Below are 13,329 nucleotides of genomic sequence, written 5' to 3'. Positions count from 1 at the left end.
CGGCCCGGCGCGCTGTCGCCCGCCCGGTGGCATCCCCGCATGTCCTTTGCTCTGCTTCAACCGGCGCAACGAAAAGCGTGATCGATTGTTGCGTGGGTTGAAGCAGAGCAAAGGACGCGCACAGATGCCTCTCGCCCGGCTGGACCGTCACGGGTGGTGAGCCCGGCAGGGCCGAGGCTTGGGTCAGCCGCAACCTGGCGTCGGCGGGCGGGCGCAGGGCAGATGGGCGGCCGCGCGGCAGATGGGCGGGCGCCTACCCGCCCACGGTTGCCGGGGCAGCCGCCGACTCGGCCATGCTCGCCTCGACGGCGCGGATGTGCCGGTAGGCGAACCAGAGCGGCGGGAACGCCCCGACGGCGAAGGACAGGTCGACAAGCGTCCAGAACCACGGGATGTCCCGGATCGGGCCGCAGATCAGCGCCAGCGGGATGATCCCCGCGCAGGCGATCAGGCCGACCTGCACCACCCAGACGTTGCGCACCGGGTCACGCAGCGGCCCCCAGAACGCCACCGCCAGCACCAGGTGGGCGAAGGCCAGCCAGTCGGTGCCGTAGAGCAGGAACGGGTAGTCCCTGTCGGCCGTCACGAGCCCGGTGTGGACCCGCTCGATCCAGGCGACAAGTGCCGGCAGGTGGCCGTCGAGCGGATCCAGCACGCGCAGCAGCCAGCGCACCTCGATCTCCAGCGGGAACGCGGTGACCCCGCTCAGAAAGAGCCCGATCAACACGACCCACAGCCAGCGACGGGTCCGCCGTAGCCGCTCCTCGATCTCCATGACCGGAGAGTAGCGATGATCTTCGTATCGTTCGGCCCCGCGCGCCCGCCGGAGGGCGTGACCGCTGTCTCAGCGCCTCCGGCCGGTCACCTCGCGGCGAGCGGCTGCGCGGCCGGGGCCACCGGGGCGGGCAACGCCCCGGCGCCACCGAGGTAACCGTGGATGGCTGCGGCCACCGCACGGCCCTCGGCGATCGCCCAGACGATCAGCGAGGCGCCCCGGTGCATGTCACCTGCGACGAACACCCCGTCGGCGTCGGTCTGCCAGTCGTCCCGGGCGTCGATGGCGCCCCGCGCGTTGCGGGTGACACCGAACTGGGCCAGCAACGGCTGCTGCTCGGTGCCCTCGAAGCCGATCGCCAACAGCACCAGATCCGCCGGCAACTCCCGCTCGGAGCCCGGCACCACTGTGACCACCCGGCGGCCGTCGTGCTTCTCGACAGTCACCTCGGCGATCCGGACCGCCCGCACCTGACCGGTGCCGTCGTCCACGAACTCCTGCACCGCCACGGCGAAGACCCGCTCGCCGCCCTCCTCGTGCGCCGGGTAGCTGCGCAGGATCCACGGCCAGGTCGGCCACGGGTCCCGTGCCTCGTCGCGCTCGCTCGGCGGCTGGGGGTACAGGTCGAGCTGGTGCACACCGGCGGCACCCTGCCGATGAGCGACACCGAGGCAGTCGGCTGCGGTGTCACCACCACCGATGATCACCACGTGTTTGCCGGCCGCGTCGATGGGCGTGCCGTCCGGCAGCACCGCCCGGGCCGCCCGGCCCTCGCCGGTCACGGCGACGCCAGGCTCGTCGGTGGCCGCTGCCGCGACCGCCCGATTGGCCGCGACCAGATGCGCCATCGCCTGGTGTACGCCCCGCAGCGCCCGCCCCGGGGTCTCCGGGGTGTCCCGACCCTGCAACGCGCCGCAGGCCAGCAGCACCGCGTCGTGCTCGGCGCGCAACTGCTCGGCGGTGACGTCCACGCCGACGTTCACCCCGGTGCGAAAGCGCACCCCCTCCGCGGTGAGCTGCGCCAACCGGGCGTCGATGTGCTGCTTCTCCAGCTTGAAGTCCGGAATGCCGTATCGGAGCAGGCCGCCGATCGCGTCGTCGCGCTCGTACACCGTCACCGCGTGGCCGGCGCGGGCCAACTGCTGTGCGGCGGCGAGGCCTGCGGGCCCGGAACCGACCACGGCGACCGACCGGCCGGACGGCGGTGGCACCGGGAGAGGCAGGAGGCCGTTCGCCGCGGCGGCGTTGGCGATCTCCACCTCCACCTGCTTGATGGTCACCGGCTGCCCACCGGCGATGCCCAGCACGCAGGCCGCCTCGCAGGGCGCCGGGCAGAGCCGGCCGGTGAACTCCGGGAAGTTGTTCGTGGCGTGCAGCGACTCCACGGCGGCGTCCCAGCTGCCGGTGCGGACCAGGTCGTTCCAGTCCGGGATCCGGTTGCCCAGCGGGCAGCCGTCGTGGCAGAACGGGATGCCGCAGTCCATGCAGCGGGTGGCCTGCTCGCGGACCAGCGTCTCACCGGCGGGCGGGTACACCTCACGCCAGTCGCTGATCCGCACCGGCACCGGGCGGCGGGCCGGCAGTGCCCGGTCGTAACGCAGGAAACCGTTCGGGTCAGGCACGAGCCACCTCCTGGGTGACCACCCGCGAGGCGGGCAGCACGGGCATCGCCGGCGCAGCAGACGGCGTCAGTTCTCTCATCACCGCGTCATCGACGTCGAGGCCGGCGGCTTCGGCGGCCCGCATGATCTCCCGCACGCGGCGGTACTCGCGCGGCACCACGGCGGTGAACTCGGTCACCGCGTCCGGCCAGCGCTTGAGCAACTCCTCGGCGACAGCCGAGCCGGTCTCGGCCACGTGCCGCTGGACCAGCTCGTGCAGCAGCGCCTGCTCCTGTTCTCCAAGCGGCGTCAGGTCGACAAGCTCCGCGTTGATCCGGGACCGGTCCAGCCGGTGCACGAATGCCGTACCGCCGGACATGCCGGCGGCGAAGTTACGGCCCGTCGCGCCGAGCACCACCACCGTCCCACCGGTCATGTACTCGCAGCCGTGGTCGCCGACACCCTCGACCACAGCTATCGCGCCGGAGTTGCGCACCGCGAACCGCTCCCCCACCCGGCCCCGCAGGAAGACCTCACCGGCGGTGGCTCCGTACAGGATGGTGTTGCCCGCGATGATCTGGTCCTCGGCGCGGTTGCCCGGCTCGGCGTCGGCGTCGAGGAACGGCGCGGCGGCGTCCGGACGGACGATGATCCGCCCACCGGAGAGGCCCTTCGCCACGTAGTCGTTGGCGTCGCCGTGCAGCCGCAGGGTCACCCCGCGCGGCAGGAACGCGCCGAACGACTGCCCCGCCGTGCCGTGCAGCACGAACTCGATTGTGTCGTCGGGCAGACCGGCGCCACCGAACCGGCGGGTCACCTCGCCGCCGAGCATCGCGCCGACGCTGCGGTGCTCGTTGCGCACCGCCACCTCGACGCGTACCGGCGTCACCTGGGCGGAGTCCCACGCCTCGGCGCTTGCCGCCTCTGGCCGGGATCCCGCTGCGGAGAGCACGGGGCGGGCGAGTGCGATCAGCTCGTTGTCCAGGGAGTGCTCCAGGCCGTGATCCTGGGCGCGCACGCCACGCCGGGCGGCGCCGGCGGGCAGCTCCGGCAGGTGCAGGACCGGCGCCAGGTCGAGCCCGTTCGCCTTCCAGTGCGCGACCGCCGGGGCCACGTCGAGCAGTTCGGTCTGCCCGATCGCCTCTTCGATCGACCGGAAGCCCAGCTCGGCCAGGTATCCGCGGACCTCCTCGGCGAGGAACAGGAAGAAGTTCTCCACGAACTCCGGGGTGCCCGTGAACCGCTCACGCAGCACCGGGTTCTGGGTGGCGATGCCCACCGGGCAGGTGTCCAGGTGGCAGACCCGCATCATCACGCAGCCGGAGACGATAAGCGGCGCGGTCGCGAAGCCGAACTCCTCCGCGCCGAGCAGCGCCGCGATCAGCACGTCCCGGCCGGTCTTGAGCTGGCCGTCGACCTGCACGGTGACCCGGTCGCGCAGCTTGTTGAGCAGCAGCGTCTGCTGCGCCTCGGCCAGCCCCAGCTCCCACGGGGTGCCGGCGTGCTTGAGCGAGTTGAGCGGGGACGCGCCGGTGCCGCCGTCGTGCCCGGAGATCAGGATGACGTCGGCCTTGAGCTTGGCCACCCCGGCGGCGACGGTGCCGACACCCACCTCGCTGACAAGCTTGACGTGCACCCGGGCGGCCGGGTTGACGCACTTCAGGTCGTGGACGAGCTGGGCCAGGTCCTCGATGGAGTAGATGTCGTGGTGCGGCGGCGGGGAGATCAGCCCGACGCCGGGGGTGGCGTGCCGGGTCCGGGCGATCCACGGCCAGACCTTGTTGCCGGGCAGTTGGCCACCCTCGCCGGGCTTGGCGCCCTGGGCCATCTTGATCTGCAGGTCGTCGGCGTTGACCAGGTATTCGCTCGTGACACCGAACCGGCCGCTGGCGATCTGCTTGACCGAGGAGCGGCGCAACGGGTCGTGCAGCCGATCGACGTCCTCGCCACCCTCGCCGGTGTTGGACTTGCCGCCGAGACGGTTCATCGCGATGGCGAGCGTCTCGTGGGCCTCCGCGGAGATCGACCCGTACGACATGGCGCCGGTGGCGAACCGCTTGACGATCTCGGTGGCCGGCTCGACCTCCTCGATCGGCACCGCCGGACGGACCCCGGTGCGCAGGGTGAACAGCCCGCGCAGCGAGCCGGCCTGCGCGGCGAGCGCGTCGACCTTCGCCGTGTACTGCCGGAAGACGTCGTACTGCCGGCTGCGGGTGGCGTGCTGGAGCAGGAAGACCGTCTCCGGGTTGAACAGGTGCAGCTCGCCCTCACGGCGCCACTGGTACTCGCCGCCGACCTCCAGCCGGTCGGAGGCCGCGGTGCCGGCCGGCGGCCAGGCCAGCGCGTGCCGGGCGGCCACCTCGGTGTGCACACCTGCCAGGCCCACCCCGCCGATGCGGCTGGGGGTGCCCCGGAAGTAGCGGTCGATCAACCGGGTGTCCAGCCCGACCGCCTCGAAGACCTGAGCACCGCAGTACGACGAGACCGTCGAGATGCCCATCTTCGACATGATCTTCAGGACGCCCTTGCCGAGCCCCTTGGCGTAGTTGCGCACGGCGGCGGCCGGTTCGACACCTGTCAGCGCGCCGGTGGCGATCATGTCCTCCACCGACTCGAACGCCAGGTAGGGGTTGACCGCCGCAGCGCCGTACCCGATCAGGACGGCCGCGTGGTGCACCTCCCGGCAGTCGCCGGACTCCACGATCAGCGCCGCCTGCGTGCGGGTCTGCTCCCGCACCAGGTGCTGGTGCACGGCGGCGGTGAGCAGCAGCGACGGGATCGGCGCGAGGTCGGCGTTGGAGTCCCGGTCGGAGAGCACAAGGATGCGGACGCCGTCCTCGATGGCCTCGGAGACGTGCCGGCAGATCTCGGTCAGCCGGGCCTTGATGCCGGCGGCGCCCTCCCGGATGCGGTACAGGCCGGAGACCCGGACGGCCTTGAAGCCGGGCAGGTCACCGTCCTCGTCGATGGAGAGGATCTTCGCCAGCTCGTCGTTGTCGATGATCGGATGCGGCAGCACGATCTGCCGGCAGCTCGCCGCGCCCGGGTCGAGCAGGTTGCCCTCCGGCCCGATCGTCGACGCCAGGCTGGTCACCAACTCCTCACGGATGGCGTCCAACGGCGGGTTGGTGACCTGGGCGAAGAGCTGGTGGAAGTAGTCGTAGAGCAGCCGCGGCCGGGTGGACAGCGGTGAGATCGGAGTGTCGGTGCCCATCGAGCCGAGCGGCTCGGCGCCGGTGCGGGCCATCGGCGCGAGCAGGATCTTCAGCTCCTCCTGCGTGTAGCCGAAGGTCTGCTGGCGGCGCCGGACCGAGTCGTGGGTGTAGACGGTGTGCTCGCGGGCCGGCAGGTCGTCGAGCTCGATCAGCCCGGCGTGCAGCCACTCGCCGTACGGCTGCGCGGCGGCCAGCTCGGACTTGATCTCGTCGTCGTGCACGATCCGGCCGGCGACGGTGTCGACAAGGAACATCTTGCCCGGCTGGAGCCGCCCCTTGGCGACCACACGGGCCGGGTCGAGGTCGAGCACGCCCGCCTCGGAGCCCAGCACGACGAGGCCGTCGTCGGTCTGCCACCAGCGCCCCGGGCGCAGCCCATTGCGGTCCAGCACCGCGCCGACGATCTCGCCGTCGGTGAACGCCACCGACGCCGGCCCGTCCCACGGCTCCATGAGGCTCGCGTGGAAGCGGTAGAAGGCCCGCTTGTCCGGCCGCATGCCGGGGTCGTTCTCCCACGCCTCGGGGATCATCATGAGCACCGCGTGCGGCAGGCTCCGGCCGGCCAGGTGCAGCAGTTCCAGCACCTCGTCAAAGTTCGCCGAGTCGGAGGCGCCGGGAGTGCAGACCGGGAAGACCCGCCGGATGTTGCCGGGCAGGTTCGGCGAGCGCAGCAGCGCCTCGCGTGCCTGCATCCAGTTGCGGTTGCCGCGGATCGTGTTGATCTCGCCGTTGTGGGCGATGAAGCGGTACGGGTGCGCCAGCGGCCAGGACGGGAACGTGTTCGTGGAGAACCGGGAGTGCACGAGCGCGATAGCGCTGTCCACGCGCTCGTCGCGCAGGTCCGGGTAGAACGCCGGGAGCTGGTCGGGCGTGAGCATGCCCTTGTAGATCATGGTCCGGCTGGACAGCGACGGGAAGTATGCCGGCACGCCCCGCTCGGCGGTCTCCCGCTCGGCCTGCTTGCGCAGGCAGAACGCCACACGGTCCAGATCGATGCCGCGCAGCGGGGAGCCGGCCCGACCGGCGGGCGAGTCGGTGAGCCGGTGCGCGGCGAGGAAGACCTGCCGGACCCGGGGCATCGCCGCCAGGGCGGTCTCGCCCAGCCCTTCCGGCTCGATCGGCACGTCCCGCCAGCCGAGGAGGTCGGCGCCCTCGACCACCGCGTACTTCTCGATGACCCGGCGGGCACGCGCCTCGGCGGCGTCGTCGTCGGGGAGGAAGACCAGGCCTGTGGCGTACTCGCCGGCCGGCGGAAGCGTGACGCCTGCCACCGCGCGCAGGAACGCGTCCGGGACCTGGATCATGATGCCCGCGCCGTCGCCGGTGTTGGGCTCCGCGCCCCGGGCGCCGCGATGGTCCAGTCGGCAGAGCGCGCCGAGCCCGTTGGCGACGACCGAGTGCGACCGTCGGCCGTGCAGGTCCGCTACGAAGGCCACTCCGCAGGCATCGTGCTCCTGCGCCGGGTCGTAGAGACCCTGGGCGGACGGGCGGGGGCCGGGCGTCGGCAAAGCCTGTGGGCTCTGCGGGTACGGAAAGGCCACCGGGCCTCCTGTCGTCACTCAGGTTGGATCATGGTGAGGGACGACGTCGGCCCGTGGGGTCTATTGAGTCTACGTTAGGGGGGTAAGCGCAAGGGCACTCAAGATTGATCACACCGTCCAGAGTCTGGGACGTGTAGTCTCGCGCGGTGGATCCGCTACACAAGGACGTCTTCGACCGTTTGGAACGCTTCTACGACGCTGTGCCCCGGGACGTCGCCGCCGTGGAAGAACATGGGGCGTTGGTGCTGTTCGTCCGCGAAGGCGCGGGCTGGCCGTTCTATGCCCGGCCCCGGATCGGCGCCAACGAGCCGCCGTCCCTTGCCGACATTACCTCGGTGCGCGAGCGACAGCGGAGTTTGGGCCTGCCGGAGGCCATCGAGTGGGTCCATGACACCACCCCGGACTTGCTGGCGGTGGCCCGCTCGGCGGGGCTGAGCGTGCTGGAGGCGCCACTGATGGTGCTCGACCCAGCCGCGCTGCCCGACCCGGCGACGCTGTCCGACGTACCGGTGCGGGTTCTGGCGGCGGACTCACCAGGCTTCGCCGCCGACGTCGCCGCACGGCGGGCGGTGGCCGCCGTGGCGTTCGCGGCGGCCGGCACCGCGCCCGGCGAGGCCGGACCGGCGCAACGGGACGCGGCGGTCACCGAACTGGAACTTGCCGCGCTGGACGAGGAGCGTACCCGGATCGCCGACGGCCGACGGATCTCCGCCCTGGCCGGCACGCCGACCGAGGGCGCACTGGCCAGCGGTATGGCGATGCGGGTGGACGACGTCGCGGAGATCGCCGGGGTGGCGACGCTGCCCGCCGCCCGCCGTCGTGGAATGGCCGCCGCGCTGACCGCCACCCTCGCACGGGAACTGCTGGCCGCCGGCACCGACCTCGTCTTCCTGTCCGCCGGCAGCGAGGAGATCGCCCGGGTCTACCTGCGGGTCGGCTTCCGCCGCGTCGGCACCGCCTGCATCGCCGAACCCGCCGCGCTCATCCCCTGACCATCGGGACGAATCACGCCGGCGGGCGCCACTGGGCGGCGGACGTGGCGGCGCTGGAGAGCAGCCGCGAGTTGATCGTGCCGAGTGCGGCGTCCCGGGCGCGCAGCGCCAACCGGCCCCGGGTCTGGAGCACCGCCGACATGCGCCGAGTCTGCCGGACCACAGTCGCCGCCCGGGGACGGCGCACCCGGTCGTACGCCTGCACCGCATCGGGCAGTCGGGCCTCGCGCAGCAGTGAGGCGAGCGTGGCGGCGTCCTCGAACGCCAGGCACGCGCCCTGGCCGAGGTGCGGCGGCATGGCGTGGGCCGCGTCGCCGAGCAGCACCACCCCGCCCGGCCCGGCCGGGAAGCCGTACGCGCGGGGCAACGGGCGCAGCTCGCGCACCTCCTGCTGGACGAGGTCACTCGGGTCGGTGGCGTCGAGCAGCTCGGCGATCGGTGCCGGCCAGCCCGCGTACCAGCGGCGCAGCAGGGCGAGCTGGGTCTCCGGCGGCTCCGGGCGGGGAGCGCCGGCAGCGGTGGCCACCCAGTAGATGCCACCTCGGGTGGAGCCGCCCGAGGAGCCGCGCTCGCCGAGCGAGGCGGCCACGAACCGGTAGCCCGCGCCGAGGACCTCGCCGGCGATCGGCTGGCCGGCGGGTAGCCGGGGTGCCCGGTACCAGGGGATGACCGCCCGCCAGGCCGCGCAGCCGGAGCTGACCACCCCGGATTCGGGGGCCAGTTGGCGGCGGATGACGCTGTCGGTGCCGTCCGCGGCGACCACCAGGTCGGCCTCGATGGAGTGCCGCCCGTCGCTGACGCCCGGCCGCTCGCCCGGCTCGACCCGGACGTGGCGCACTGTCACGCCGGTACGCAGTTCGACGCGCTCGCCCAGCCCGGCGATCAACGCGTCGTGCAGGTCCTCCCGGTGCACCACCACGGGCATCCGCTCGACGGACGTCGGTCGAGGCTGCACCAGCCAGTGCCCGTCCGGGCGGCGGACACCGCCGTCGGGTAGCGGTGTGGCGATGGCGGCCAGGCCAGCGCCGAGGCCGAGAGCCTGCAACGCGCGCACACCGTTGGGCCAGAGCACGACGGCGGTCGGCTCGGGACGGACCCGCTCGGCGCGGTCCAGCAGGGTGACCTGCCAACCGGAGCGGGCCAGCGCGCCAGCGACCGCGAGGCCGCCAACCCCGGCACCGACCACCACCGCGCTTCGCATCGGTATCGGCCCCCGCTCAGCTGTCCCGGTCGGCGGGGCGTACGCCGGTCGCGTCGGCCCGGTCGCCGTCGGGTGCCTCAGGCGTGCCGTCGGTTGGCGTTCGGTCGCCGGTCGCGGCCTCGCCGGTCGGCCCGTCGCTCCCATCACCGTCGTCGTCAGCCGACTCGGGCGGTGCCACGCCGGTGTCCCGCCAGATGTGGAACTGTTCTTCGCTTACCTTCCGGTAGCCCTCCGGGGCGGCGGCCCGCGCACCGGTCTCCCGCTCGGAGAGGTCGACCTGGGACAGGTCCGACGTCGCGGACGTGGTCGCTGTGGCCGCCACGCCGATCGGGATCAGGTACTCCCGGGGGCCACGGACCCGCACGAAGTAGATCAACGCGCCGAGGAAGACCAGGCTCGCCGTCCAGACGTTGAGCCGGACACCGAGGATCTGGTTGGCGTCGTCGGTGCGCATCAGCTCGATCCAGAACCGGCCGACGGTGTAGCCCATCACGTAGAGGGCGAACGCCCGGCCCCGCCCGAGCCGCAGCTTGCGGTCCAGGATGAGGACCAACGCGACCACGCCGAGGTTCCACAGCGCCTCGTAGAGGAACGTCGGCTGGTAGAGGCCCGGTTCGAGGATCGGCTGGCCGGCGTCGTCCCGCAACGCGTGCCCCGGATTGTCCGGGTCCATCCGGTGGATCTCCAGACCCCAGGGCAGGGTGGTCCGGCCGCCGAACAGCTCGTTGTTGAACCAGTTGCCGAGGCGCCCGACCGCCTGGGCCAGCGGCAGCCCGGGGGCCAACGCGTCGGCCACCACAGTGAACGGGATGCCGAGCTGCCGGGCCGCGATCCAGGCGCCGACCGCGCCACCGGCGACCGCGCCCCAGATGCCGAGACCGCCCTCCCAGATGGCGAACGCCTTCATCGGGTCACCGCCGGCGCCGAAGTATTTCTCCGGCGAGGTGAGCACGTGGTAGATCCGAGCGCCGATGATGCCCGCCGGCACCGCCCAGACGGCGATGTCGAGCACCGCTCCCGGCGCGACACCCCGTTGGCGCAGGCGGCGCTCGGTGACCCAGCAGGCCAGCACGATGCCGACGATGATGCACAGCGCATACGCCCGGATCGGCACCGGACCGAGCTGCCAGACGGCCGTGCTGGGACTGGGCAGGGCCGCCTGGGGGGACAGCGAGGCGTAGGTCACGGGTGCACACGCTACCGCTGCCCACCCCCACAGCGGCACCCCGGGCCACCGCGTGGCCATCCCGATGACTTCTGGTTTGCGCCGCCGTAGGCTCTTTGTCCATGACAACGCTCACCTGGGCGGTCGCCGCGGTCGTCACCGACGACACCGGCCGGGTGCTGCTCTGTCGGCAGGGCGAACGCCGGTACGCACTGCCCGGCGGCCGGCTGCGACCGGCGGAGAGTCCGGTGCGGGCGGCGCTGCGGGACATCCGCGCCGAGACCGGCTGGGAGATCACGCTTGTCGACCTGGTCGGCGTCTACCACCTGAGCGGTCCGACGGCGAACGCGCCGGCCGGGCGCGCCGGGCCACTGCCGGACATTCTGGTGCACGTGTTCCGCGCACGCGCGGCAGAGATCGGGCCGAGCGCCGACCCGCCGCCGGGCTGCCGACTGTCCTGGCACACCCCCACCGCGCTGCCCGACGAGGTCACCCCGCTCACCCGAGCAGCAGTCGCCGACGCGGTCGCCGGCCGCTCCGGCGTCCTTCGCGAGACCACCTGGGCTGTCGATCCCGGGGATCCCGCGCCGCGTCCGGCAGGTGGTGGCGCGGACGGCCGGCCTGCGCCCGGGCGGCCCGGCTGGCCAGGTGCCAGCCGTGGCGTACGGGCAGGAGTGGGGCACCCGCCGGAGCAGCGCGGCGAAGCGGCGACAGACCCATCGCCGCATCCGTGACCGTGCCGCCGAATCGACCACCCGGCTGGCGGCTCACGTGCGCAGACCGCGGGCGTCGCTCAGCGAACGGGGTTGCGGACGCCCTCGGCGAGTTCGGCGCTGAGGGTCCGCAGCGCGGCCAGCCCCTCGGCCTCGGACGGCGCGTCGAGCAGGCAACGGATCAGCGCGCTGCCGACGATCACTCCGTCGGCGTATCCGGCGACCGTGCCGGCCTGCGCGCCGGTGCCCACGCCCAGTCCGACACCGACCGGCAGGTCGGTGACCGCCCGCACCCGGGAGACCAGCGTCGGCGCGGCGTCGGAGGTACGTGCTCGGGCACCGGTCACCCCCATCACGGCGGTGGCGTAGACGAAGCCCCGGCAGTGCGCCACGGTCATCGCCAACCGGGCGTCGGTGGACGACGGCGACACCAGGAAGGTGCGGTCCAGCCCGTGCGCGTCCGAGGCGGCCAGCCACTCGTCGGCCTCGTCGGGGATGAGGTCCGGGGTGATCAGGCCGGTCCCGCCGGCGGCGGCGAGGTCACGTGCGAACACGTCCACGCCGTACCGCTCGACGGGGTTCCAGTAGGTCATGGTGACCACCGGCGCTCCGGTGGCCGCGACCGCCTCGATGATGCGCAGCGTGTCCGCCGTACGGACCCCGCCGGCCAGGGCGATGTCGCTGGCCTTCTGGATGACCGGCCCGTCCATCACCGGGTCGGAGTACGGGATCTCCACCTCGATGACGTCGACGCCGGCCTCGACCATCGCCGTCATGGCCGCGATGCTGCCCTCGACGGTCGGGAACCCGGCCGGCATGCAACCGACCAGTACGGCCCGTCCGTCGGCCCGGGCCTTGTCGAAGGCCACCCCGATCCGGCTCATCTCAGCGCTCCTTGTCGAGGATGCCGAAGTAGTCCCCGGCGGTGTGCACGTCCTTGTCGCCACGCCCGGAGAGGTTCACCACGATTGTCGGCTCCCGGCCCAGCTCCGCGGCGAGCTTGGGTGCGAGCGTGACGGTGCCGGCGAGCGCGTGTGCGCTCTCGATCGCCGGGATGATCCCCTCGGTGCGGCAGAGCAGCTCGAACGCGGCCATCGCCTCGTCGTCGGTGACCGGCAGGTAGTTGGCCCGGCCGGTGTCGTGCAGCCAGGCGTGCTCGGGCCCGACGCCCGGGTAGTCCAGACCCGCGGAGATCGAGTGCGACTCCAGCGTCTGCCCGTCGGCGTCCTGAAGCACGTACGTGCGGGCGCCGTGCAGCACGCCCGCGGACCCGCCGGTGATGCTTGCCGCGTGGCGGGTGGTGGTCACCCCGTCGCCGCCGGCCTCGAAGCCGTACAGCCGCACGTCCTCGTCGCCGACGAAGGCGTGGAAGATGCCAAGCGCGTTGGAGCCGCCGCCGACGCAGGCCGTCACCGCGTCCGGCAGCGCGCCGGTGAGGTCCAGGCACTGCTGACGGGCCTCGTCACCGATGCCACGGACGAAGTCGCGGACCATCGCCGGGAACGGGTGCGGCCCGGCGGCGGTGCCGATCAGGTAGTGCGTCTCGTCGACGTTCGCCACCCAGTCGCGCATCGCCTCGTTCATCGCGTCCTTGAGGGTGCGCGAGCCGGTGGTGACCGGGACGACCGTGGCGCCGAGCATCCGCATCCGGGCGACGTTGAGGGCCTGCCGCTCGGTGTCGACCTCGCCCATGTAGACCACGCACTCCAGGTCGAACAGGGCGGCGGCCGTCGCGGTGGCCACGCCGTGCTGACCGGCGCCGGTCTCCGCGATCACCCGGGTCTTGCCCATCCGCCTGGTGAGCAGCGCCTGGCCGAGCACGTTGCGCACCTTGTGCGCACCTGTGTGGTTGAGGTCCTCGCGCTTGAGCAGCACCCGCGCGCCGACCTTCGCGGAGAACCGTCGGGCCTCGTAGAGCAGCGACGGCGTGCCCGCGTAGTCCCGCAGCAGCGCGCCGAACTCGGCCCGGAAGGATTCGTCGGTCATCGCCGTGCGCCACGCCCCGTCGAGCTCGTCCAGCGCGGCCACCAGGGCCTCGGGCACGAACCGACCGCCGAAGCGGCCGAAGTGGCCGGCGGAGTCGGGCTGCGAGCCGGCCACCGGGGCCAGCGCATCGGCGCTCATCG

The 13,329-nt window shown here is 72.8% G+C and carries 9 protein-coding genes; 2 read left to right on the top strand and 7 right to left on the bottom strand.

From position 1 onward, the window contains the following. Window positions 1-253: 253 nt before the first annotated feature. The 3 genes from ACFY2Q_RS10655 to gltB form a co-directional block, all read right to left on the bottom strand. Window positions 254-775 carry a hypothetical protein gene (locus tag ACFY2Q_RS10655; protein ID WP_387129055.1) on the bottom strand — a complete coding sequence of 174 codons (522 nt, stop codon included), beginning with the start codon at window positions 773-775 and terminating at the stop codon, window positions 254-256. Between the two features lie 86 nt (window positions 776-861). After that, window positions 862-2,397, bottom strand: a complete 1,536-nt coding sequence (locus ACFY2Q_RS10650; RefSeq protein ID WP_387129053.1) for a glutamate synthase subunit beta — start codon at window positions 2,395-2,397, stop codon at window positions 862-864. Further along, window positions 2,390-7,132: a glutamate synthase large subunit gene (gene gltB, locus ACFY2Q_RS10645; protein WP_387129050.1), complete on the bottom strand. Its 4,743-nt coding sequence runs from the start codon at window positions 7,130-7,132 to the stop codon at window positions 2,390-2,392. Before gltB ends, ACFY2Q_RS10650 begins: the two co-directional genes overlap by 8 nt. Before the next feature lie 146 nt (window positions 7,133-7,278). Between gltB and ACFY2Q_RS10640 the strand changes: the two genes are divergently transcribed. After that, a complete protein-coding gene (locus ACFY2Q_RS10640; protein ID WP_387129048.1) occupies window positions 7,279-8,124 on the top strand; it encodes a GNAT family N-acetyltransferase in 846 nt (281 codons plus the stop codon). 13 nt (window positions 8,125-8,137) lie between these two features. Here ACFY2Q_RS10640 and ACFY2Q_RS10635 read toward each other — a convergent pair whose 3' ends face one another. Both ACFY2Q_RS10635 and lgt read right to left on the bottom strand, forming a co-directional pair. Continuing rightward, window positions 8,138-9,325 (bottom strand): FAD-dependent monooxygenase, encoded by a 1,188-nt coding sequence (locus tag ACFY2Q_RS10635; RefSeq protein WP_387129047.1) that lies wholly within the window; start codon window positions 9,323-9,325, stop codon window positions 8,138-8,140. Window positions 9,326-9,341: 16 nt separating this feature from the next. Beyond that, window positions 9,342-10,511: a prolipoprotein diacylglyceryl transferase gene (gene lgt / locus ACFY2Q_RS10630; RefSeq protein WP_387129045.1), complete on the bottom strand. Its 1,170-nt coding sequence runs from the start codon at window positions 10,509-10,511 to the stop codon at window positions 9,342-9,344. A gap of 101 nt (window positions 10,512-10,612) precedes the next feature. Between lgt and ACFY2Q_RS10625 the strand changes: the two genes are divergently transcribed. Beyond that, window positions 10,613-11,224, top strand: a complete 612-nt coding sequence (locus ACFY2Q_RS10625; RefSeq protein ID WP_387129043.1) for an NUDIX hydrolase — start codon at window positions 10,613-10,615, stop codon at window positions 11,222-11,224. A 59-nt stretch (window positions 11,225-11,283) separates the two neighbouring features. Here ACFY2Q_RS10625 and trpA read toward each other — a convergent pair whose 3' ends face one another. Both trpA and trpB read right to left on the bottom strand, forming a co-directional pair. Continuing rightward, on the bottom strand, window positions 11,284-12,087 hold the full coding sequence (gene trpA, locus ACFY2Q_RS10620; RefSeq protein WP_387129042.1) for a tryptophan synthase subunit alpha: 804 nt from the start codon (window positions 12,085-12,087) through the stop codon (window positions 11,284-11,286). Window position 12,088: 1 nt separating this feature from the next. Next, window positions 12,089-13,327 (bottom strand): tryptophan synthase subunit beta, encoded by a 1,239-nt coding sequence (gene trpB, locus ACFY2Q_RS10615; protein WP_357486331.1) that lies wholly within the window; start codon window positions 13,325-13,327, stop codon window positions 12,089-12,091. Window positions 13,328-13,329 lie beyond the last annotated feature (2 nt).

Origin of the sequence: Micromonospora sp. NPDC000316, from assembly GCF_042898885.1 — a bacterium.
In the GTDB taxonomy this organism is placed as follows: Bacteria; Actinomycetota; Actinomycetes; order Mycobacteriales; family Micromonosporaceae; genus Micromonospora.
The sequence above is the reverse complement of the archived record's forward strand: the minus strand, read 5'-3'. Positions and strand labels throughout refer to the sequence as shown.